The organism is Gelria sp. Kuro-4, from assembly GCF_019668485.1.
Classification (GTDB): domain Bacteria; phylum Bacillota; class DTU030; order DUMP01; family DUMP01; genus DUMP01.
Map to the genome: position 1 here is coordinate 1975288 of NZ_AP024619.1, position 21797 is coordinate 1997084.

A 21797-nucleotide genomic window follows, 5' to 3' on the forward strand; every position below is an offset into this window, starting at 1 on the left:
CTACTCACCCTTAATCAGTTTTGCCACTACGGCCAGTGTGTACTCAATTCCTTTCCGGTCAACGTCCTTGTGGGTGACAAAGCGCACCTTGGTCGGAGCGGTGTCGCCTGCCAGCACGCCGTGCTCCGCCAGGCGAGCCGTAAAGGCCGAGGCACTCAAACCTGTCCCCGCCACATCCACCAGCACCATGTTCGTTTGCGGCGGCACCACTTCCAAGCCAGGCAGATTCGCCAAACCTTCCGCCAGCCGACGGGCATTGGCGTGATCCTCCGCCAGGCGCTCGACCATTTGATCCAGGGCAACCAGGCCGGCCGCCGCCAGCACCCCGGCCTGGCGCATGCCGCCGCCAAGCCGCTTGCGCCACTTCCGCGCCCGCTCAATCCAGTCCCGCGGCCCGACGATCACCGATCCCACGGGAGCGCCTAGACCCTTGGAGAGGCAGAACATAACGGAGGTGAAAGGAGCGGCCAGCTCCGCGGCGCTAAGGCCCAGAGCCACCGCCGCGTTGAAAATCCGGGCGCCGTCCAGGTGGAGGGGCAGCTGGTGGCGGGCTGCCACCTGTGCGATGGCCTGAACATTTTCCGGGGGTAAGACGGCCCCGCCGGCGCGGTTATGCGTATTTTCCAAGGCGATGAGACCGGTGGGCGGGTAGTGGATGTTCTCCGGGCGGACGGCCGCCTCCACTTCCGCCGGGTCTAAAGCGCCCGCCTTCCCCTTCAAGGGCCGCATTTGCACACCGCCGATGAGGGCGCTGCCTGCCACCTCATAGTAAAAGATGTGGCTTTCGCTCTCTAAAATAACCTCCTGGCCGGGCGCAGTGTGGGTGAGCACCGAGATCAGATTCCCCTGCGTACCGCTGGTAACAAAGAGGCCGGCTTCCTTGCCCAGGCGGGCGGCCGCTTCCTCCTCCAGGCGGTTCACCGTGGGGTCTTCCCGGTAGACATCGTCACCTACCTCGGCCTCGTACATCGCCCGGCGCATCGCAGGCGTCGGCTTGGTAACCGTATCGCTTCTTAAGTCAACGGGCTCTTTTAGCACTGTCTCTCTTCTCCCTTTCCGTGCTGCTTTATCTTATGGCTTCGACGTGCGCCGGCCAATCCCTGCCGGGGACCAGCCGCGCTTCGGTGGCAACGAAGGCCACCGGCCGGTCATGCTCCCCGTGCGGCACCCGGTCTAAAACCTGCACCTCAAAAGCCAGGCCCACACTGGGTACCCGGCCCAGACGCGCCAGCAGCCGGTCGTAATAGCCGCCGCCGTAGCCGATGCGGTAGCCTGAAAGGTCAAAGGCAACCCCCGGCACCACCACCAGGTCGGGCGGCGTCTCCGGCGGCTCAGCCGGCGCCGGCGGCTCGAGGAGCCCGCAAAAACCAGGTTCAAGCTCTTCCCAGGCGGCAATGGGTACAAGGACGAGTTCGTGTGTCGCCGGCAGGCAGCGCGGCATCAGAACCGCTTTGCCCAGCGCCAAGGAAGACCTGGTCAGCTCCTCCGTGGCCACCTCCGAACGTACCCCGGCGTAAAGCAGCACCACCCGGGCGTTTTGGAATAGCGGCCAGGCCAGGAGCCGTTCTGTGATGGCGCGGCTCAACCTTCGGCGTTCGGACGGCGCCAGAGCGTCGCGCCGCGCCAGCACCCTACGCCGCAGTTCGGCCTTTGCTTCCTGCGTCACAGTGTATCCCCCTTTTCCCCGGGTAGAGACGCCGCGCGCAGCAGGGTGCGCACGCACTCCCCGGCCATGAGGAGCCCGGCCACCGGCGGAACGAAGGAGATGCTCCCCGGAATGCTCCGCCGTCCCGGCGCCGGTTCTTCCGCTGCCGGCCGGGGCTTCAGCGGTGGATCGGGCGAAAAGACCACCTTTACGCCGCGGGTTATCCCGCGCGCCTTGAGCGCCCGGCGCACCGACCGCGCCAGCGGGCACCCATATGTTTCGCTGATGTCGGCGACGCGAAAGCCGCCCGCTTCCAGGCGGTTGCCTGCGCCCATGCTGGAGATCAGGGGTACGCCCAGCGCCAAAGCGCGGCTGATCAGGTCGACCTTGGCGCTCAGCGTGTCCATGGCATCAAGGATGTAATCGTAATCCGGGCGCACAAGCTGTGCGGCCGTTTCCGCACGGTAAAAGGCGGCCAGAGCCTCAACATCGGCCTCCGGGTTGATGCTGTGCAGGCGCTCCGCCATGGCCTTTACCTTGAGCTGGCCGATGGTGGCCCAGGTGGCCTCCAGCTGCCGGTTAAGGTTGCTTACGGCTACCCGGTCGTGGTCCACCAGCACCAGGCGGCCCACGCCGGCCCGGGCCAGGGCTTCGACGGCCCAGGACCCGACCCCGCCGATGCCGAAAACGGCGACGCGGGCCCTGGCCAGGCGCGCTAGGCCCGCTTCACCAATAAGAAGGGCGCTGCGACTAAACTCTGCACGCAAAAGGTGCTTCCCCCTACAAAAAAACCCCACCATGCCGTGGGTCGACCGTTTTTGAAGCTGCTCTCTCAAGCACGTGGGTGCCAGCCTGACAGCCTTATACTTCCCCACCGGGGCATGTACGCCGCTATCAGAGACTGTGCTCCCGCTTCAAAGGTGTTGGCTCAAAACATGCCGACTGCCACGCACACAGCAGGGATCTTTTGTTTCTGGGCCTATCTTAGCACATTACGCGTCTCTTTTCAAGGGGAGGGAGGTGGAAACGCCTCGGCTTCCTTAGGACCGCGTGGTCTTGATGTGTAGTTCGGCCAGCTGGCGCGGCTCGACCGAGGCCGGGGCACCCGTGAGGAGGCAGGTGCCGGAGGCGGTTTTCGGGAAGGCGATCACGTCGCGGATACTCTCCTCGCCGGCCAGGAGCATCACCAAGCGGTCAAAGCCGAAGGCGATGCCGCCGTGGGGCGGCGTGCCATACTCGAAGGCCTCAAGGAGAAAGCCGAATTTCGCCTGCGCCTCCTCCGGGGTTATCCCCAGGGCGCGGAACATCTTTTCCTGCACCGCCCGGGTATGGATGCGGACGCTGCCGCCCCCTACCTCCACACCGTTGAGGACCAGGTCGTAGGCCTTGGCGCGCACCTTACCGGGTTCGCTTTCGAGGAAGGGCAGGTCATCTTCCCGGGGAGAGGTGAAGGGATGGTGCATGGCCACATAGCGCCCCTCTTCTTCGCTCCACTCGAAGAGCGGGAAATCGGTCACCCAGGTGAAGGCCAGGGCCTGCGGGTCGATCAGGCCGAGCTTTTGTCCCAGGAAAAGCCGCAGCTGCCCTAAAGCCAACGCAACTGTGTGCGCGTCAGCGGCAACGAGGAGGAGCAGATCGCCCGGCTCCGCGGCAAAGAGGCGCTTAAGCTCCGCCGCCTCGGTCGCGCGCAGTACCTTGGCCAGAGGTGAACGCAGGTGCCCATCGCCTTCCAGGGCGATCCAGGCCAGGCCCTTGGCTCCCAGCTGCGTCACCACCGCCGTCAGCTCGTCAATTTCCCGGCGCGTAAAGCCGGCGCAGCCTTTGGCATTGATTCCCTTGATGCGGCCGCCTTGGGCCAGAACCGTCTGGAAGACCTTAATCTCCGTTCCGGCAAAAGCCGGCGCTGCATCCACCAGGGGCAGCCCAAAGCGCAGGTCCGGCTTGTCGCTGCCGTAGCGCTCCATCGCTTCATGGTAGCTGATGCGCGGGAAGGGCAACGCAAGCTCACGCCCGATGGTCTCTTTAAAGACTGCTGCCATCATCTCTTCCATCAGCTGCTGGATGTCGTGCGGGGTGATAAAGGACATCTCGATATCGATCTGGGTGAACTCCGGCTGACGGTCCGCCCTCAGGTCTTCGTCCCGGAAACAGCGTACAATCTGGAAGTACTTTTCCATGCCCGCCGCCATAAGCAGCTGCTTAAAAAGCTGGGGCGACTGGGGCAAAGCGTAGAATTCACCCGGGTTCAGCCGGCTGGGCACGAGGAAGTCGCGGGCGCCCTCCGGTGTGCTGCGCGTCAGCATCGGGGTTTCAATCTCGAGGAACCCGTGGGCGTCAAGGAAATCGCGCACCACCTTGGCCGCCCGGTGCCGGAGCATCAGGTTGCGCTTCAGCTCCGGCCGCCTGAGGTCCAGGTAGCGGTAGCGCAGGCGAACGGATTCATCCACGTCCACCTTCTCTTCAATGTAAAAGGGTGGTGTCTTGGCCGCGTTCAGCACCCAGACGGCATCCGCCAGCACCTCAACCTCACCGGTAGAAAGTTTTGGATTGGCGGTTCCCTCCGGGCGCCGCCGCACGCTGCCCCGCACCGCCAGGACATACTCGTTGCGCACTTGTTCGGCGCTATGAAAGGCGTCCTTGCTCCGCTCCGGGCTGAAGACCACCTGCACGATGCCGGAACGATCTCTTAAGTCAATGAAGATCAGCCCGCCGTGGTCCCGGCGCCGCTGCACCCAGCCGTCAAGCACCACAACCTCCCCGACAGTGTCCAGGCCGAGTTCCCCGCAGGTGCGGGTACGCTGCCAGGGCTCTTTTTGTGCCATCGTCACGCTCTTTCACTCCCATCCAAGCCTTGCAGTCTATTTACCCAGCCGCCCCTTCAGGACGGCCACCAACTCCCGCACCGGGACCTCTTCTTGGGTGCCGGTTACCATGTTGCGCAATGAGACGTTGCCGCGGGCGGCCTCCTCGCCACCGACGATCACGGTCTCTCTTGCCCCCTGGCGGTTCGCCTGCTTAAGCTGCGCCCGGAGGCTGCGCTGCAGGTAGTCCTTTTCGGCCGCCAGACCGGCCCGGCGCAGCTTTGTCACCAGGTTGAAGGCAGCCGGGTTCTCCTCCGGGGTGACGGCGGCCACAAACACCTCGGGGGCTTCTTTGCCCGGCAGCTCTATCCCGGCCTGCTCCAGCGCCAGCAGCAGCCGTTCCAGTCCCATGGCAAAACCCACCCCTGGGGTAGGCGGGCCGCCACACTCCTCCACCAGGCCGTCATAGCGCCCACCACCGCAGAGAGCCGTCTGCGCACCGAGCCCGGCCCAGGTAATCTCAAACACCGTCTTCGTGTAATAGTCAAGCCCGCGCACCAAGGCCGGGTTGAGCACATACCTGGCGCCCACGGACTTTAAGCACTCCTGCACCAGACGAAAATGCTCCCGGCAGTCCGGGCACAGGTATTCGGCCAGTCCGGGCGCACCCTGGGTCACCGTCCGGCAGCCTTCTTCCTTGCAGTCAAGCACGCGCAGGGGATTGCGTTCCAGACGGTCCAGGCAGCTGGTGCAAAGCTCCTTTTCATGGGCACGGAGGTAGCCGACCAAAGCCTGGCGATACTCGGTGCGGCAGACCGGGCAACCGATGCTGTTCAGCTCCACCGTCAAGTCCTTAAGACCCAGCTTGGCATAGAAATCCAGGGCCAGAAGGATAACCTCGGCATCCAGGGTGGGGTCGGCTGAGCCGATGGCCTCAACGCCGAACTGGGAAAACTGACGGTAGCGGCCGGCCTGGGGGCGGTCGTAGCGAAACATCGGCCCCAGGTAGTAGAACTTGGCCGGCTGGGGCCCGGCCGGCAAGTTGTGCTCCAGGTAGGCGCGCACCGTCGACGCGGTGGCCTCGGGGCGCAAGGTAAGGCTCCGGCCCCCGCGGTCGGTAAAGGTGTACATCTCCTTCTCCACAATGTCGGTGGTTTCCCCTACCCCGCGCTGAAAGAGCTCGGTATGTTCAAAGAGGGGCAGGCGGATCTCGCCGTAACCGAACAGGCGGCAGTGGGCCCGGATAACGTCTTCGAGATAATGCCACCTGGCCACCTCATCCGGGAGAATGTCGCGCGTTCCGCGCGGTGCTGTCGTAAGCATGCGAACCCTCCTTTTTCGCAACATATAAAAAACTCCCCTCCCCGGCCCCAGGTCAGCCAGGGACGGGAGGAGCCCCGCGGTACCACCCTGTTTGGGCAGAACGCCCCACTTCATCGCTAACGGGAAAACCCGTGCCTGCCTACTCCCCTTCAGCAGGCCGCTCCGGGGTGTTTTTCAGCGCTTCCCCTGCAGCAGCTCGCACTCCAGGCTGCTTTCTCTGGAGCAGGCGGTGGTCGCTTACTCTCCCCGTCTACGCTTTAACGCTATCGGTTTCCATTTTAGCGCTTGAGCCGCCAGGTGTCAATCGGGAGCCGGCTTATCCCAGTCCTGGATCAGGTCTTCCACCATGGCCAGCTGCATACCCACCTGGCGCCGGTCGAACATGGTGTCGAGATCACTGTAAAAGCTTTCCCAGAAAGGGGCGAGCAGAAACTGCTGCACCTCGAGATCGTCGTGGGGGATGTCGCTCATCCCACTGAGGTCCGGCGTTCGATCGCTCCGCACGGGGAACCCTCCCGGTTTTTGCTTCTCTCTTAAGAATTCCCCGGGTACAAGTTCATATCCATCTTCGACCGATCGAGGGTGTCTACTCCCGGTAAACGCGGGGGACGCGCGGCGCGATGCCGCAGAACAGCTCGAGGTCCAGCGTCCCGAGCAGGTCGGCCAGTTCCTGGGCCGTTATTTCCTCTTCTCCCTGCCGCCCGATGAGGACCACCTCGTCACCCAGGGCGACGCCCGGGACGGCGGTCACGTCCACCACGCACTGGTCCATACACACCCGCCCCACAATCGGCGCACGCACGCCGCGTACGAGCACGCTGGCCTTGTTCGAAAGGCCGCGGCGGTAACCGTCGGCATAGCCGACGGGGAGCGTGGCGAGGAGCCGTTCCGCCGGTGCCTTATAGGTTAACCCGTAGCTCACCGGTGTGCCGGCCGAAACGCGTTTGAGAAAGACGATGCGCGTCTTTAAAGCCAGGGTAGGCTTGAGGCTGATCTTGCGCTGGGTTTTTTCACCAGGCCAGGAGCCGAAGAGGATGCACCCGGGCCGCACCATGTCAAGGTGCATCTCCGGGTGGTCCAAGATGGCCGCGCTGTTGGCGATGTGCCGGTGGGGAAAGGTGTACCCGGCTTTGGCCAGAGCCGCCAGGGTATCCTGAAAGCGGCGGAACTGCAGCTCGGTATATGCGTTGTCCGGTTCGTCGGCGGCGGCGAAGTGGCTGAAGATGCCTTCCAACCGCAGGCCCGGCAGGCGCCCGACGCGTTCCATAAACGGCACCGCTTCGTGCGGGCGCACCCCGATCCGGCTCATGCCGGTATCCACTTTTAGGTGGGCCAACGCCGCCTTGCCGCGGCGGGCTGCGGCCCTGGAAAGCGCCTCGGCAAGCTCGACCGTGCAGAGGGCCTGCGCGATGCCCCGCTCCACCGCTTCCTCCACCCCGTCACCCGGGATGGAGGTACCCAGGACGAGGATCGGGAGCTTAAGGCCCGCCTCCCGCAGGGTAACCGCCTCGTCCAGGGTGGCCACGGCCAGCTGTTCCGCCCCGTTGGCCGCCGCCACCTGGGCCAGGCGCACCGCTCCATGGCCGTAGGCGTCGGCCTTCACCACTGCCATCACTTTAACCCGCGGCCCCACCAGGTCCTTCACCGCCCGCAGGTTGGCGGCAAAGGCGGCCAAGTCAACCTCCGCCCACGTCGGCCGAAGTCCCATGTTACCTCCCCCAATCTAGCTTCTTTTCCCCTTGATTCGCCCTTAGTAAGGCGAATTCCTCTTTCGGCCCAAAAGAAACCCCGCCGCAGCGGGGTTTGAGGCAGCTAAGCCTTTTCTGTAAAGTACTCGCGCGTGAGTCTGAAGATCACCGGCGAGAGGAAGAGCAGGCCGATGAGGTTCGGAATGGCCATCAGGCCGTTAAGGGTGTCGGCCAGGTCCCAGATGAACTCGAGACCGCCGACCGCGCCGATAGCCAGGAACGGCAGGAAGATGATGCGGTAAGGGAGGCGCACGCCCGACCCGCCCAGATACTCCAGGCACTTTTCACCGTAGTACTCCCAGGAAAGGAGCGTGGAGTAGGCGAACAAAACGGCTCCGATGGTGACAATGAAGGTACCTACCCCGGGCAGGCTGGTGTTGAAGGCGGTAATGGTAAGCTCCGTACTCGATTTGCCGGTTTCCCAGGCGCCGGTCATGACGATGGCAAGGGCGGTGATGGAGCAGATGACGAGAGTATCCATAAAGACCTCAAAGATGCCCCATAAACCCTGCTGTACCGGGTGGTCAACCCGCGCCGTGGCGTGGACGATCGGAGCACTGCCCAAGCCGGCTTCGTTGCTGAAGACGCCGCGTGCCACACCCTTGGTCATGGCCAGCATCACCGTTGAGCCCGCAAAGCCTCCCACCGCGGCCGTGCCGGTAAATGCCTGGCTGAAGATCATTCCGATGGCGGCCGGCAGCTTGCCGATGTTGAGAATAATCAGGATCAAACCCCCGAGAACATAGAAAATGGCCATAAAGGGAACCAGCTTCTCGGTCACCCTGACGATGCTCTTTAACCCGCCCAGGATCACCACGCCGGTTAAGACGGCAATGATGATTCCCGTGACCACCTCGGGCACACCGAATGAAGTTTTAAGCGCCAGCGCCACCGAATTGGCTTGGGTCATGTTACCAATGCCGAAGGAAGCCAAGAATCCGAAGACGGCAAACAGCACGGCCAGCCACTTGGCGTGCACGCCCTTCTCGAGGTACTGGAAGGGACCGCCGATAACCGTGCCGTCGGGCTTGATTTCGCGGTAGTGAACAGCCAGCGTCACCTCAGAGTACTTGGTCACCATGCCGAAGAAGGCCGAGAGCCACATCCAGAAAACGGCGCCCGGCCCGCCCAGAGCGATGGCCGTCGCCACACCGGCGATGTTGCCGGTACCCACCGTACCGGCCATGGCCGTGGCCAGCGCCTGAAACGGTGTAACCTCGCCTTTTTTCCCTTCGCCCTTCTCTGTTAATTTCCCGACGGTATGGCGCATGGCATAACCGAACTTCGAGACCTGCAGCCAGTTCTGGCGAACAGTGAGATAAATGCCGGTACCCACCAGGAGGATCAACATGGGCGGGCCCCAAACGATCGAGTTTATCTGCGAGTTGATCGCCATTATCAGTTCCACCTGTCGCGCCTCCTTTGCCTTTTAGTGCTGAAAGAGACTCTCAATGCCGAACATTCTGGCACTTGACGCGAAACACCACCTCCTTCCGACCGCCTTCCGACGGGCAGGGGGTAGGCTGCCCGGGCCGCCCGGAGGCGGCCCGTCCCATGCTTACCTTAGGACTTCTTCGAGTGGAGTGTAGGGCAACCCCTGGTAGTCGGCCACCGCCTTAAAGGTGACCCTGCCGTCTACCACGTTCAGCCCCTTGGCCAGGGCCGCGTCATCCTGCATGGCCCTCTTCCAGCCCTTGCTCGCCAGCTGGAGAGCGTAGGGCAGAGTGGCGTTGGCCAGGGCGAAGGTAGAAGTACGGGCCACCGCGCCGGGGATGTTCGGTACCGAGTAGTGAACGACGCCATACTTAATGAAGGTCGGGTTGCTGTGGCTGGTGATACGGTCCATTGTCTCTACTGAGCCGCCCTGGTCGATGGCTACGTCGACGATTACGCTGCCCGGCTTCATGCTCTTCACCATTTCCTCGGTCACCAGCACGGGGGTCCGGGCGCCGGGAATGAGCACGCACCCGATAACCAGGTCGGCCTCTTGCACCAGGCGCGCGATGTTGTAGCTATTGGAAATCAGGGTTTTGACCCGGCCCTGGAAAAGGTTATCGAGATAAATGAGCTTATCGAGTTTAATATCCACCACAGTGACGTCGGCACCCATCCCCAGGGCGAGGCGGGCCGCGTTCATGCCTACCGTGCCGCCGCCGATGATGGCCACCTTGGCCGGCGGTACCCCCGGAACCCCGGAAAGGAGCACTCCCAAACCGCCGTTTTGTTTTTCCAGGTAGTGGGCACCGATCTGCACCGCCATGCGCCCGGCGATTTCGCTCATGGGACTGAGGAGCGGCAGGGCCCCGTTGGCCAACTGCACAGTCTCAAAGGCCACGCCCACCACCTTGTGTTTTAGGAGCGCGCTTGTCAATTCTTTTTCGGGGGCCAGGTGCAGGTAGGTGAAGATGATCTGCCCTTCGTGCATCAAATCATATTCCGGCGGCAGGGGTTCTTTGACTTTAACAATCATTTCCGCCGTTTCGTATACGCTCTCCGCGGTGGGGAGGATTTCCGCCCCGGCCTGGACGTATTCCGCGTCGCTGATCCCGCTGCCCTCCCCGCCGCCTTTTTGGATCACCACCCGATGGCCGGCTTTTTTCATGGCTTCGACGCCGGCCGGGGTCATGCCGACCCTGAACTCGTGGTCCTTAATCTCCTTGGGCACTCCCACAATCACCGCACAATCCCCCTTAGCTTTAATCGGGCCTTTTCTCTACTAGCCCGCTTCTTTCTTCGCTGTGCGGTAAGGAAAATCCTGCCCCCTGTTATTGCCGAAACGAAAATTTTTTAGAATACCTAAAACCCGCCTAGGCAAGAAAAGGATTGCCCTTTTTCTCCCGGCCAATGGTCGTCGGAGCCCCGTGTCCCGGGTAAACCTGGGTGTCATCCGGTAAAACCAGCAGTTTTCCGCGGATGCTCTGCAGCAGCTGGGAGTGCGAGCCGCCTGGAAAGTCTGAACGGCCGACGGAACCCTGAAAAAGTGTGTCGCCGGTGAAGACTGTTCCTGGGGTGAACAGGGAAATCCCGCCCGGGGTATGCCCGGGGGTGGCCAGCACCTTAAACACCACCTCCCCGCAGGCGATTTCCTCCTCGTCGGCCAGCAGGCGGCCGGCCGGCGGGCTGACGACGCCGCCGGCGAGCCAGGAGGAAAGATTCTTCACCGCCGAAGTCAGAAGGGGCGCATCGGCCGCGTGGATGAGGATCGGTGCTCCCGTCGCGGCCTGCACCGCGGCGTTGGCCCCGATGTGATCGCCGTGACCGTGCGTGTTAACGATGTAACGGATCTTAAGGCCTTTTTCTTTCGCCCGTGCCAGGATGCGCTCTCCTTCCGCTCCCGGGTCGATCACGATCGTGTCGCCCCCGGCCGAGCAGCGCACCAGGTAACAGTTGGCGGCAATGGGACCAACGACCAAGCGTTCAATTTCCATCTCCATGTGCGTCTTCCCTCCGGCTGTCAAGAATCAGGGTGACGGGGCCGTGGTTATGAATCTCGACCAGCATTTCGGTGCGGAACACCCCCGTGGCTACCCTTACCCCAGCCCGCTTAAGCTCGTCGACGTACTTTTCATAGAGGGGCTCGGCGATCTCCGGCGCTGCAGCCTGCACAAAGCTGGGGCGGCGCCCCTTGCGGCAGTCCCCTAAGAGCGTGAACTGGGAAACAGCCAGCACCTCACCGCCTACTTCGAGGAGCGAGCGGTTGAGCTTCCCCGCCTCATCCTCAAAAATGCGCAGATTAACCGTTTTTTCCGCCAGGTAAGCTGCGTCCTCGGCGCTGTCGCCGACGGCCACACCGAGCAGCACCACGAGCCCGGGGCCGATGGCCCCGACCACCGTTTTATCTACGGTCACCTGCGCCTTTATGACCCTTTGTAGCACCGCGCGCAAAGCTGCGTTCCTCCTTACCTACCGGTTGCCCCCATGCCAGGGTGGCACCCCGAGCCTGTAAAAAGGTTCTTATCTCCCCCGGCATTCCGCTGCGGCGCGGACGCCCACCCTCTTCAGGCGGGTGTCACCCGCTCCACGCTGAAAACATCGCGGATGCCGCTGAGTCGGTTCATGATGAACTTTAAATCGTCCAAGTCCTTAATCTCCAGCCGCAGGTTGATGATGGCGACCTTGTTCCTGGTGGTACGGGCGTTGACCGCGTTGATGCGCGTGCGCATATCGCTCAAGACATTCATCACATCCCCGAGCAGCCCGGCCCGGTCCATCGCTTCCAACTCCACATCGGCTTCAAAGGAGGCGGAGCGGTCTTCATCCCAGCTCACTTCGATGAGCCGTTCCGGGTCATTGAGGAAGGCGACGTTGGGGCAGTTCACCCGGTGGATGGACACGCCCCGGCCACGGGTGACGTAGCCGATGATCGGATCGCCCGGTACCGGGTTACAGCAGTGGGAAAGGCGCACCAGGAGGTTGTCCACCCCTTTAACCTGGATGCCGTGGCTCGGCCGGCCTTTTGCCGGGCGGGGCCGTACCTCCGGCAGGGGGGCGGGAGCTTCTTGCGGGGGATTCAGGCGCCGGTACTCTTCCTGGAGCCTCAGGGCCGCCTGGTGGGCGTTGACCCCGCCGTACCCCACAGCCGCGTACAGGTCTTCCGGCGAGGAGAAGTTAAAACGCTCGAGCACGGCGGCGAGGGGACGGTCGGCCAGGAGCTGGTGCGGCTCCAGCCCCAGTTTACGGATCTCTTTTTCCAGCGTGTCCTTGCCGCGGGCAATGCTCTCTTCCCGCCGCTCCTTCTTAAACCACTGCCGGATCTTGGCCTTGGCCTGGGGCGTGCGCACCAGCTTCAGCCAATCCTGGCTCGGTCCAGCAGCCAGCTTGCTGGTGATAACTTCCACGATATCCCCGTTCTGGAGTTTGTAGTCCAGGGGCACCAGGTGGCCGTTCACCTTCGCACCGGTACAGCGGTGTCCGACATCGGTGTGAATGCGGTAGGCAAAGTCGATCGGGCAGGAGCCGGCAGGCAGGTCGATCACGTCGCCCTTGGGGGTGAAAACGAAGACCTCATCGGAGAAGAGGTCGATCTTTAGGGTCTCCATGAACTCGCGGGCATCCTTGAGATCGTGTTGCCACTCGAGGAGCTGGCGTAACCAGAAAAGCTTCTGGTCAAATTCATCGCTCGATTTGGTGCCTTCCTTATACCGCCAGTGAGCGGCAATCCCGTACTCGGCCGTGCGGTGCATCTCCCAAGTGCGGATCTGTATCTCCAGCGGCTCTCCGTTCGGCCCGATCACCGTGGTGTGCAGCGATTGGTACATGTTGATCTTGGGCATGGCGATGTAGTCCTTGAAACGCCCCGGGACAGGCTTCCACAGGGTGTGCACCACACCCAGCACCCCGTAGCAATCTTTAATGGTATCCACAATCACCCGCACGGCGGTAAGGTCGTAAATCTCGCTGAAGTCCTTGTTTTGGGACGTCATCTTGTGATAGATGCTGTAGAAATGCTTGGGCCGGCCCTGGATTTCCGCCTTGATTTCTACTTCGTCGAGTTTCTCCTTTAAAGTGGCGATGACATCGTTGATGTAGCTTTCCCGCTCCTGGCGCTTTTTCGCCACCTTCTCCACCAGTTCGTAGTATTTCTCCGGTTCCAGGTAACGAAAAGCCGTGTCCTCCAGTTCCCACTTGACCCGGAAAATGCCGAGCCGGTGGGCCAAAGGAGCATACACCTCCAGTGTTTCGGTGGCGATCTCCTTCTGCTTTTTCACGGGAAGAAACTTCAAAGTGCGCATGTTGTGGAGCCGGTCGGCCAGTTTGATGAGAATCACCCGGATATCCTTCGCCATCGCGAAAAACATCTTGCGCAGATTCTCAACCTGCTGCTCTTCTTTGGACTTGTATTCTATCCGGCTGAGTTTAGTGACCCCATCAACCAGTTCGGCCATTTCGGTCCCGAACTCCTGCTCGATATCCTGCAGCGTAAACTGGGTGTCCTCGACCACATCGTGCAGGAGGCTGGCGGCGATGGTGATGATATCGAGTTCCAGTTCGGCTAAGATATGGGCGACCCCCAAGGGGTGCTGAATATAAGGGTCCCCGGAGATCCGAAACTGCCCGGTATGGGCTGTTTCGGCAAAGTTATAGGCACGGATAACCAGTGTCCTATCCGCGGAGGGGCTGTAGGCTTCTATTTTTGCAAGCAGGTTCTCCAGGTTCACGCCCCGCCCTTCTTTCTTAGCAGACCGGGCAAGCTTCACCGGCCTTAAACAGGTCTTGGCCCCGAAACTACGACCAATTGTATCTTTAGTCTAACACATAAGCTGCCGTTCTGTCATCTTGTGCGCCCTCAGCCACACCAGGGCACAAAACGCCGCTACCCGGGGCCCGGGAGCGCGGCCGATAAAGTCCAGAAAAGCCAAAGCCCGCCGCCGCTCCCTGGCCAGGGCGCGAAAGGTCCGGGAACGCGTGAGATCTACGCGCCTGCCGCCCGCACGCTCCTGCAGCTGAAAGAGGGGTTCGCCGCCCACGGCAGGCTGCCGCTGCACGAGGCCAAGTTCTTCCAGCACCGCCAGACCTTGCCGTACCGCAGCTCCGGGTGCTCCTAAACTGCGGCTGAGCACACCCGCGGTAGCCGTGCCTGGGGCAACCGCCCGCAAAGCGATGTAAAGGCCCACCAAGAAATCGCGGTCCGGGTAGCGCCTCCTTACCGCCTGCTGCCCGGCTGTAAGCTCGCGCGCACCAAACAGCAGCCACACCCGGGCGCCGGGCGGCAGGGGGACAAGCTTTGCTTCCAGGTCGGCCGGCCCCAGGGGCGGCGCCGTCAGGAAGAGGTCCGCCGGGCCTGGACGGGCGGCGCAAGGCCCGGCCGAGCCCTTGTTCCGGAAGTCGTAAAGGAGGGGCGCCCCCGGAAGCGGCGGTACACAACAGATCGCCGCCGGGTCCGCCGGGGTGTACACATCCTTGACAACCACTTCGACGCTTTGCCTGCCCTGCCACTCGTTCACCGACGGAGTGCCGATTACGTCCAGCCGCCCCCCGGCCAGCTCGCCGGCCCGCTCACCCAGCCCGAAGGCCACCGCCCATGCCTGCCTGCCTCCCTGGCTCAAGCGCAGGCGCAGGTGCTCCTGAGTGCGGCCTACCGGACGCGCGTGCTCGGCGTCGACATCCTTAAGGAGCAAAAGAGGCTCCGGGTTGCCGCGCCCGAAAGGGGCCATGCGTTCAAGTTCGGCTACCGCCGTAAGGTCCAGATCGGCCAGTTTTACTTCGGCGTCAACCGCCTGGCAGGCGACCAGGTCCTCGCGGGACAAGGAGGAACGGGCTACCGCCAGGAACGCCGAGCGAAATGCCGCCAGGTCGGCCCGGCGTAAGGAAAAACCCGCTGCCAGGTGGTGACCGCCGAACTGTTTGAGCCACCGGCTGCTCTTTTTCAGGCCCTCGTACAGGGAAAAAGCGGGAATGCTGCGCCCGGAACCCTTGCCTTCTTCGCCGCTCAGGGAAATAACCAGGGCCGGACGGTGCCAGCGCTCCACCAGCCGAGAAGCCACTATGCCCAGGACGCCCGGATGCCACGCTTCACCGGCCGCCACCAGCGCCATGTCTTCTTCCAGGTCGGCCGTCGCTTCTATCTGTGCCACAGCCTCGGCGAGCACCTCGGCTTCGATCTCCTGGCGCGTTCTGTTTTCCTGTTCCAGGAGCGAAGCGAGTTCCTGGGCCCGGTCTTCATCCCGGGTGAGCAGGAGCTCCACCCCCGGTGAGGCATCCCCGAGGCGCCCCAAAGCGTTGAGGCGCGGTGCCAGGCGGAAGCTCAGCTGTCCGGCGCTCAGCCGCTCGGGATCCAGCCCGGCCTGTGCCAGGAGCGCTTTGAGCCCCGGGAAGGAAGAGGCAGCCATGGCCCGAAGGCCCTGGGCCACCAGCACCCGGTTTTCGCCTGTAAGCGGCGCCACATCCGCCACCGTGCCCAGCGCCGCCAGTTCCAGCCAGGCAGGATCAAGCCTTCCGCTCAAGGCCTGCGCCAACTTAAGGGCCACCCCTACGCCGGCCAATTCCGTGAACGGGTAGCCTTCGGCGGGAAGCTTCGGGTCCAGCAGTGCCACGGCCGGGGGAAGGAAAGGCGGCGGCAGGTGGTGATCGCACACAATGGTATCAACGCCTTGGCTTTGGGCCCAGGCGATCTCTTCGCGGCTGGCAATGCCGCAATCCACGGTGAGAAGGAGCGTTACGCCCTGCGCGACAAGCTCTTCCAGGCCTGTCCTGCTCAAACCATACCCTTCCGCCAGGCGCTCCGGCAGGCGGTAGGAAACCTCCAGCCCCTGGTCGCGCAAAGCCGAGACCAGAAGGGCTGTACTGGTGATGCCATCGACATCGTAGTCGCCGAAAACTCCGATCCGTTCCCGGCGCTCGCGCGCCAGCTGCAGCCTGGCCAGCGCTGCATGCATGCTGCGGAAGGCGAAGGGAGAATGGAGGTCTTCAAGTTGCGGGGTAAGAAAGCGCCGGGCCGCCTCGACGTCGGCGTAGCCGCGCTGAATAAGCAGCGTCGCCAGGAGGCTGGAGATACCGAGCGAACGACTGAGTCTAGCGGCCCGGCCCGGGTGGCAACGCGGTGCCAGCTGCCAGCGCTTCACGCGGACGGGTTCCTTTCAGCAGCGTCGCCGGCTGCCGGCCCGTTCTCGCCCTGGGCCGGTGCCGTGAGCTTCGCCAACTCAGCTTCCAGCCGCTCGGCCCGCTGCGCGGCCTCCTTGAGCCGCCGCCCCTGCCGCAGCAGCCGTACGCTACCTAAAAGGAAAACCGCAACCGCCCCCAGGGCAGCTGCGCCCAGAATAATGAGCACCAGGGACATCTCAAACTGCCAGGTAAAAAAGCTCACGGCCACCGGCCCGGAGTTCTGGACGGCGAAAACGGCCACCAGCAGGGCGCAAAGCAGCGCCACCACCAAGATAAGCACGAAAAACCCTCCCCGCATACACACTCGGTGAGGGTGTTATTCGGCGCAGACAGCGCTTATTCCTGCTAGTAATTTCCTCACCTCTGCTGCACCAGTTCCTTGTGCACCAGGCGGGCGAGCGTACCAGGCTCCATTTCCTCGATGATGTGGAGGCGGCCGCCGGCACGGTGGCACAATTCCTCCAGGAAACGGCGGTTGGGGTCGAGCCCGATGCAGGTCAGCTCCAGCCTCAGCCGGGCCATTTCCCGGGCTACCTCCAAGGCATCCTGCGCCGGGTCGCCGGCGGCCAGGGGCACCGTTGGTATGCCGTCGGTGATCAGCACAATGAAAGGGCGCCGCACCCGGTTGCCGCGGACAAAGGCTATGGTTTCACGCAGGGCCTTGGCCAGAGGTGTAAGCCCGTACGCTTTGAGGGCAAGGAGCTGCCTTTCTATTGTTTCCAGGTGACCGGTAAAGCCGCCTGGTACTAAAACGTCCTGCTCCTGAAAGGGGATGACGGCCACTTTATCGCGCGTGGCCAAAACCAGGTGTTCCGCCAGAAAGCGGGCGGCCCGCAGGCGGTCCCCGGCCATGCTGGCGCTGCTGTCGAGGACCAGGACAATGCGGCGTTGCCGCCGGCGCTTGGGGGCGGTGTACACCAGGTCGGAGGAGGTAAACGCTCGGGGCCGCTCCCTGCCCTGGAGCCAGCGGCGGGCCGCCGCCAAGACCGTGGCCGGAAGATCCAGCTCCCGCGCCCCTCCCGGCTCCGGGGCAAGCGCCACCGGCCGCTGGGGCCGGGCGTTTCCCACTGCCTCCCTTCCCCCCGCCGGCGTTCGTCCCTTGTCTTCCCGGATCACACGGCGCAACAGTTGGCGAAAGTAGCTTTCCAGCTCGGGCAGGTGTTCCTCCAGAAAATCCGCCAGGCGCCTGCCTTCGGCTGTAAGCACCAGGCGCCCGCGTTCCCGCCGCACCAGGCGCCTTCCCTCCAGAGCGGCCAGGGTATGCTCCAAGTCACCCCAACGCCTGGCGTGCTGGGCGGCCGCCCCCGGTCCCCAGGGCAGGCTCCTTAAGAGCCGCAGCAGCTCCTGTGGCGGCAGGGTTTCGCGGGACAGGCCGAGAGCCTCCTCTACGCCTTCCAGTCCTTGCCTCTGGCGGCCCTGCTGTGGGGTTGTTCCATCGCCCCTCGGTTCCCGGTTTTCTTTGAGCAGGGAGTCGGTGGTACTGGCATACGGAGAAAGATCCGCCTTGGGCCCCGCCCCCTGGGGTGTCGCATCGACGACTATCCTTTCAATCTTGCGGATTTCCAGTCCCTCTTTTAGGATCGCCTGCTCCACCGCCGCCACCACCGGAACCAGCACGGGAAATGCCTCTTCTTCCAGCTGCGCGGCGATGTGCACATGGTTGGCGTGCGCCCGCCGCACCGATGCCTTGCGCCCATAGGCCAGGCTTCCCGAAAGGCGACCGCCACCCGTCCCGGTTTGCAGGTCCATGTGGTCGAGAAGGCGGACGGCCGCCTCCACCCCGGCCGAAGAAACAACCGCCGCTTTAACGGCGGCTGCAATCGCGCGGTGGTTCACCCTCCCGAGGGCGTGAAAGGTGTCCACATGGTAAACCGTGCCCGGCCTCCCCCGGCCATAAAAAACCTGCCCCGCGTCGGCCGCCAAGACCACTTTGACCTCTTGCGGCCGCTCCACCTCGATAACGTGAACGGAACGGCTGATCACCGTGCTCTCGCCCAGGCGCACCGCCGGGCCCTGCAGCGCTTGGGCCAGGAGCAGGCCCAGGGGCCGCCAGTCTTCTTTACTCTGTATCATTTGTGCTCCCGGCCTTCCCCTCAATGACCGTAACGGCTTCTTCTGTCTCCAGCTCCGTCAACGGCCGGGCCGGCCGGGGCGGGGCCACCAGCGGCAGGTCCAACGGGTTAGGAAAGCGCCCGCCGCCTTCTCCTCTTGGGCCACCGCCCTGCCCACCCCCTCCCGACCCGCGCCCTGCACCACGCGCGCCCAGGAGCTGCCGCCAGCGGTCCTGCAGCGACCACCACCAGCGCGGGCCCTGCTTCCACGTCCGTCTCAGCGCTTCCGCCGCCTGCGGCCGGGACTGCATTGGAGCGGCGCGCGTTGCGCGCCCTTTTTCCGCCAAGACCCCTGCCGCCTCTATCCCTTCTGACGCCGATGGTTGTTCAAGATAGGCCAGAACGGCACGGAGGTCCTCTGCCCGCGTGCGGTGCCTAAGCGCCGCCGCAGCCACCGCCGCCACATCGCACGCCTCCACCGCCCCGGCACCCCGCCAGGCGGCATGAAGGAGCGCTCCCAGCTTCAGCGCCTCCACCGCCCGCAGGCTTTCGAGGTGATGGCGCAGGTAAAGGTCGGCTAGTTGGGCGAGGATCCCCCCTTCCAGCGCCAGCCGGTCGAGCCGCGCTGCCCGGCCGGTCAGCCAGCGGGTCCGCTCTCCGTCCTGCCCTTCGGTTCTCCAGGGGGAGCTTGTTGTCAGCCCCGCGTTCAGAATCGCCAGGATTTCTTCCGGCCTCCCGGGACGCCCCATCTGTACGACAAAGTCGAAGCGATCGGACAGCTGGCGCCGGATGTCTGCCAGGGGCCCTGGGTCCTCATCGGGGTTTGAAGTGGCCCACACGCTCACCTGCAACGGCACGGCGACCGGCGGCAGGCCGTTTTCTTCTATCTGCACCCGCCCGGGCTTCGTGCCCATCACGTCTAAGAGAATGTCCGTCAGCTCCGGCGCCGTGTCAGCCAAGCGGTTGATTTCGTCCACGAAAACGACGCCGCGGTGCGCCTGGGGCAACGTCCCGGGCAGAAGCGCCGCTTCAGGGTGATCGGCGTCGGTCAGGCGTTTTAAGTCCAAGGTGCCTACCACCGTGCCGATTTTAGCGGCGTGGGAAATCTCGAGAAAGGGTGCCGGGATGGTTTCCGTCCCCAGCGCAGCGATTTCCTCCCGGCTCAAACCGGCATGCAAGGGACAGTGGGGAGCCAGTGGGTCACAGTTGTAGGGACAACCCCTGATTCGCGTCAAGGGCGGCAGGATGGCACGGGCCGCCCGCAGAATGGTCGTCTTTCCGGTACCGCGCAGGCCCTCGACATGCACGTGCACCGGCCACCCCCTGGCGAGCCCCAGAATGCTCAGCTCGGCAAAAAGGAAAAGCTCCTCGTTCCCGGCGTGGCGCACCAGAGAAGTATAAGTGTGCAACCGCAGCACCTCCCAGTTTGCCCCTCGTGGTCCTTGCAGCTAGTTTGTCCGGGGCATCCGGGCTTGATGCCTAAAAAGAAAGCGCCCGCTGAGGGCGCTTTTTCCGGTAAAGCGTTAGCTTCTGGCTGCGGCTGGGGTGCCATGGTCCAGCTCGCCCCGACGCCACAGGTACCAAATGGGTGAGGCTATAAAGATGGAAGAATAGGTTCCGCTGGTCAGCCCGATAAAGATGGCCAGCGCGAAGACCTTGGTTGTCTCGCCGCCGAAGAAGAGCAGCGCCAGCACCGTAAACAAGGTGGTCAGTGAGGTGTTGATGGAGCGCGTCAGGGTTTCGCGAATACTGGTATTCACCAGCTCGGCCAGGGGTTCCTTACGGCGCTTCTTGAGGTTCTCGCGAATGCGGTCGAACACCACGATGGTGTCGTTGATCGAGTAACCCACAATCGTAAGGATGGCTGCCACAAAGGTGCTGTCTATCTCCACCTGGAAAAGGGCGAAGAGCCCTACAGTAATCAAGACATCGTGGATCAGCGCCAGGATCCCGGCAACAGCAAACTTAAACTCAAACCGGAGCGTGATGTAGACCAGCATCAGGAGCGAGGCGATGGTCAGGGCCAAGAAGGCGTTGTTACGCAGCTCTTGGCTGACAACCGCCCCGACTTTTTCCACCCGCAGGATCTCGTAATTGCCGAGCTTCGTCTTCAAGCCCGTCAGCACATTTTGGCGTTCCTGGTCGCTGAGGTCGCGCGTACGAATCAGCGCGGTGTTGCCACCCGACAGCTGGACCCCGCTCTTTTGCAGGCCGTAATCCGCCAGGGCCGTCCGTATCTCGTTGGTGGTCGGCGTTTTTTCAAAGCGCAGCTGCAGCAAGGTACCGCCCTCGAAATCGATTCCCAGGTTCAACCCACGCAGGAAGAGGGCAGCCAGGCCAATCAGGATCACTAAAGCGGAAAGCGCAATCCATAGCTTACTGCGGCCCATAAAATCTATCCGCATCACATTCTCCCTCCCACTGCGCGCACGTCCATCGGCAGGCCGGTGCCGACCACCAGGCGCAGCATGTACCGGGTGACGATCACGGCGGTGATCATGCTGGCCACAATGCCCAGGCTCAGCGTGACGGCAAACCCGCGGATGGGACCTGTGCCCAGGTAGTACAGCACACCGGCACCGATGAGCGTTGTGACGTTGGAATCGACGACCGTGGTCATGGCCCGCGTGAAACCGGCTTCCAGAGCGGAACGGATGGTCTTACCGTTGCGGAGCTCTTCCTTGATCCGTTCGAAGATGATCACGTTGGCATCAACGGCCATGCCGATCGAGAGGATGAAGCCGGCGATGCCCGGTAAGGTCAAGGTGGCGTGCAGAGCCCCGAGGGCCCCCAGCACCAGAAGCACGTAGACCGCCAGGGCGAAGTCAGCCACCAGACCAAAGAGGCGGTAGAAGAGGATCATGAAGAGCAGGACGGCGGCCACGCCGATGGCAAAGGCCCGGATGCTTTTCTGGATGGAATCCTGGCCCAGCCAGGGTCCCACGGTACGGTTCTCAACCACCTCCACCTTAACCGGCAGGGCACCGGAACGCAGGGCAATGGCATACTGCTGCGCCAGCTCCGCCGAAGGGATGCCTTCAATGACGGCCTTGCCGGTGGTAATGACGTCTTTCACCGTCGGCGCCGTCACCACTTTTTTATCGAGTAGAATTACCAGGGGCTTACCCACGTTGGCCCGGGTGGCTGCGGCAAATTTCTGAGCCCCTTCGCTGCTGAACTCGAGCTCCACGATGGGTTTGTTCTGGTTGTCGTAAACAAAACGAGCGTTCTTGAGGTCTTTGCCGGTGAGCCACACCTTACCAGATTGGTCCGCGAATTCCAGGTAAGCCGTCATCTTGATGATGTTGATGGCCTCTTCCGAGTTCTTCAGGCCGGGAAGTTCCACAATGATCCGCCGCGAACCCTCGGGCTGGATGATCGGCTCCGTCACACCGAACTGGTTGATGCGGTCTCCAATGATGTTCATAACTCCCTGCCGCGCCTGCTCATCCACTTTGGCCTCGGGCGTGTCCACCAGGTTCAGCACCAGGTGAGTCCCGCCCTGCAGGTCCAGGCCGAGGCGAATGGCCTTCTCAAGGGGCTTGACCGACAAAAAGGCAATGAGCGCCACAAGGAGAACAATGACTATGATCTTAGCGACGTTCCCCCATCTCAAACCAGTTTCCTC

18 protein-coding genes, 1 other RNA gene and 1 other annotated feature are annotated in these 21797 nt (G+C 63.1%); all 19 genes read right to left on the bottom strand.

Annotation, left to right across the window (positions count from 1 at the left end; genetic code table 11):
* The 19 genes from ltaE to secD all read right to left on the bottom strand — a co-directional run bounded on the left by ltaE (window position 1) and on the right by secD (window position 21785).
* Window positions 1-1038, bottom strand: coding sequence for a low-specificity L-threonine aldolase (ltaE, locus tag K5554_RS09925; RefSeq protein WP_255565368.1), 1038 nt, complete (start codon window positions 1036-1038; stop codon window positions 1-3).
* A 28-nt stretch (window positions 1039-1066) separates the two neighbouring features.
* On the bottom strand, window positions 1067-1666 hold the full coding sequence (locus K5554_RS09930; protein ID WP_221038329.1) for a 5-formyltetrahydrofolate cyclo-ligase: 600 nt from the start codon (window positions 1664-1666) through the stop codon (window positions 1067-1069).
* On the bottom strand, window positions 1663-2412 hold the full coding sequence (locus tag K5554_RS09935) for a ThiF family adenylyltransferase (RefSeq protein WP_370636874.1): 750 nt from the start codon (window positions 2410-2412) through the stop codon (window positions 1663-1665). The genes K5554_RS09930 and K5554_RS09935 overlap by 4 nt, the downstream gene beginning before the upstream one ends.
* 19 nt (window positions 2413-2431) lie before the next feature.
* Window positions 2432-2611: non-coding RNA, 6S RNA (gene ssrS, locus K5554_RS09940), on the bottom strand.
* A gap of 74 nt (window positions 2612-2685) precedes the next feature.
* The gene (aspS, locus tag K5554_RS09945; protein ID WP_221040590.1) at window positions 2686-4467 is read right to left on the bottom strand and encodes an aspartate--tRNA ligase; all 1782 of its coding nucleotides are present in this window, start codon (window positions 4465-4467) and stop codon (window positions 2686-2688) included.
* Window positions 4468-4503: 36 nt separating this feature from the next.
* Window positions 4504-5769 carry a histidine--tRNA ligase gene (hisS, locus tag K5554_RS09950; protein WP_221038331.1) on the bottom strand — a complete coding sequence of 422 codons (1266 nt, stop codon included), beginning with the start codon at window positions 5767-5769 and terminating at the stop codon, window positions 4504-4506.
* A 55-nt stretch (window positions 5770-5824) separates the two neighbouring features.
* Window positions 5825-6031: a binding site (T-box leader), on the bottom strand.
* A gap of 38 nt (window positions 6032-6069) precedes the next feature.
* On the bottom strand, window positions 6070-6273 hold the full coding sequence (locus tag K5554_RS09955) for a hypothetical protein (protein ID WP_221038332.1): 204 nt from the start codon (window positions 6271-6273) through the stop codon (window positions 6070-6072).
* A gap of 82 nt (window positions 6274-6355) precedes the next feature.
* Window positions 6356-7477 (bottom strand): alanine racemase, encoded by a 1122-nt coding sequence (gene alr / locus K5554_RS09960; RefSeq protein ID WP_221038333.1) that lies wholly within the window; start codon window positions 7475-7477, stop codon window positions 6356-6358.
* A gap of 104 nt (window positions 7478-7581) precedes the next feature.
* The gene (locus K5554_RS09965) at window positions 7582-8925 is read right to left on the bottom strand and encodes a sodium:alanine symporter family protein (RefSeq protein WP_221038334.1); all 1344 of its coding nucleotides are present in this window, start codon (window positions 8923-8925) and stop codon (window positions 7582-7584) included.
* Window positions 8926-9075: 150 nt separating this feature from the next.
* Window positions 9076-10194: an alanine dehydrogenase gene (gene ald, locus K5554_RS09970; protein WP_221038335.1), complete on the bottom strand. Its 1119-nt coding sequence runs from the start codon at window positions 10192-10194 to the stop codon at window positions 9076-9078.
* 130 nt (window positions 10195-10324) lie between these two features.
* A complete protein-coding gene (locus K5554_RS09975; protein WP_255565369.1) occupies window positions 10325-10951 on the bottom strand; it encodes an MBL fold metallo-hydrolase in 627 nt (208 codons plus the stop codon).
* Window positions 10935-11402, bottom strand: a complete 468-nt coding sequence (dtd, locus tag K5554_RS09980) for a D-aminoacyl-tRNA deacylase (RefSeq protein WP_221038336.1) — start codon at window positions 11400-11402, stop codon at window positions 10935-10937. Before dtd ends, K5554_RS09975 begins: the two co-directional genes overlap by 17 nt.
* A gap of 113 nt (window positions 11403-11515) precedes the next feature.
* A complete protein-coding gene (locus K5554_RS09985; RefSeq protein WP_221038337.1) occupies window positions 11516-13675 on the bottom strand; it encodes a bifunctional (p)ppGpp synthetase/guanosine-3',5'-bis(diphosphate) 3'-pyrophosphohydrolase in 2160 nt (719 codons plus the stop codon).
* 90 nt (window positions 13676-13765) lie between these two features.
* Window positions 13766-16078, bottom strand: coding sequence for a single-stranded-DNA-specific exonuclease RecJ (gene recJ / locus K5554_RS09990; protein ID WP_221038338.1), 2313 nt, complete (start codon window positions 16076-16078; stop codon window positions 13766-13768).
* A complete protein-coding gene (locus K5554_RS09995; RefSeq protein ID WP_255565370.1) occupies window positions 16075-16398 on the bottom strand; it encodes a lipopolysaccharide assembly LapA domain-containing protein in 324 nt (107 codons plus the stop codon). The genes recJ and K5554_RS09995 overlap by 4 nt, the downstream gene beginning before the upstream one ends.
* 77 nt (window positions 16399-16475) lie before the next feature.
* A complete protein-coding gene (locus tag K5554_RS10000) occupies window positions 16476-18191 on the bottom strand; it encodes a VWA domain-containing protein (RefSeq protein WP_221038340.1) in 1716 nt (571 codons plus the stop codon).
* Entirely contained in the window at window positions 18178-19578 is a 1401-nt protein-coding gene (locus tag K5554_RS10005) for a magnesium chelatase (RefSeq protein ID WP_221038341.1), read from the bottom strand. The genes K5554_RS10000 and K5554_RS10005 overlap by 14 nt, the downstream gene beginning before the upstream one ends.
* A gap of 114 nt (window positions 19579-19692) precedes the next feature.
* On the bottom strand, window positions 19693-20574 hold the full coding sequence (gene secF / locus K5554_RS10010; RefSeq protein ID WP_221038342.1) for a protein translocase subunit SecF: 882 nt from the start codon (window positions 20572-20574) through the stop codon (window positions 19693-19695).
* Complete coding sequence (gene secD, locus K5554_RS10015) at window positions 20574-21785, bottom strand: protein translocase subunit SecD (protein ID WP_221038343.1); 1212 nt, start codon at window positions 21783-21785, stop codon at window positions 20574-20576. Before secD ends, secF begins: the two co-directional genes overlap by 1 nt.
* Window positions 21786-21797: the final 12 nt, after the last annotated feature.

Excerpts from the sequence above, each read along its gene's own strand:
- aspS (WP_221040590.1), bottom strand. The coding sequence starts at position 4,467 with ATGGCACAAAAAGAGCCCTGGCAGCGTACCCGCACCTGCGGGGAACTC.
- hisS (WP_221038331.1), bottom strand. The coding sequence starts at position 5,769 with ATGCTTACGACAGCACCGCGCGGAACGCGCGACATTCTCCCGGATGAG.
- alr (WP_221038333.1), bottom strand. The coding sequence starts at position 7,477 with ATGGGACTTCGGCCGACGTGGGCGGAGGTTGACTTGGCCGCCTTTGCC.
- K5554_RS09975 (WP_255565369.1), bottom strand. The coding sequence starts at position 10,951 with ATGGAGATGGAAATTGAACGCTTGGTCGTTGGTCCCATTGCCGCCAAC.
- K5554_RS10000 (WP_221038340.1), bottom strand. The coding sequence starts at position 18,191 with ATGATACAGAGTAAAGAAGACTGGCGGCCCCTGGGCCTGCTCCTGGCC.
- secF (WP_221038342.1), bottom strand. The coding sequence starts at position 20,574 with ATGCGGATAGATTTTATGGGCCGCAGTAAGCTATGGATTGCGCTTTCC.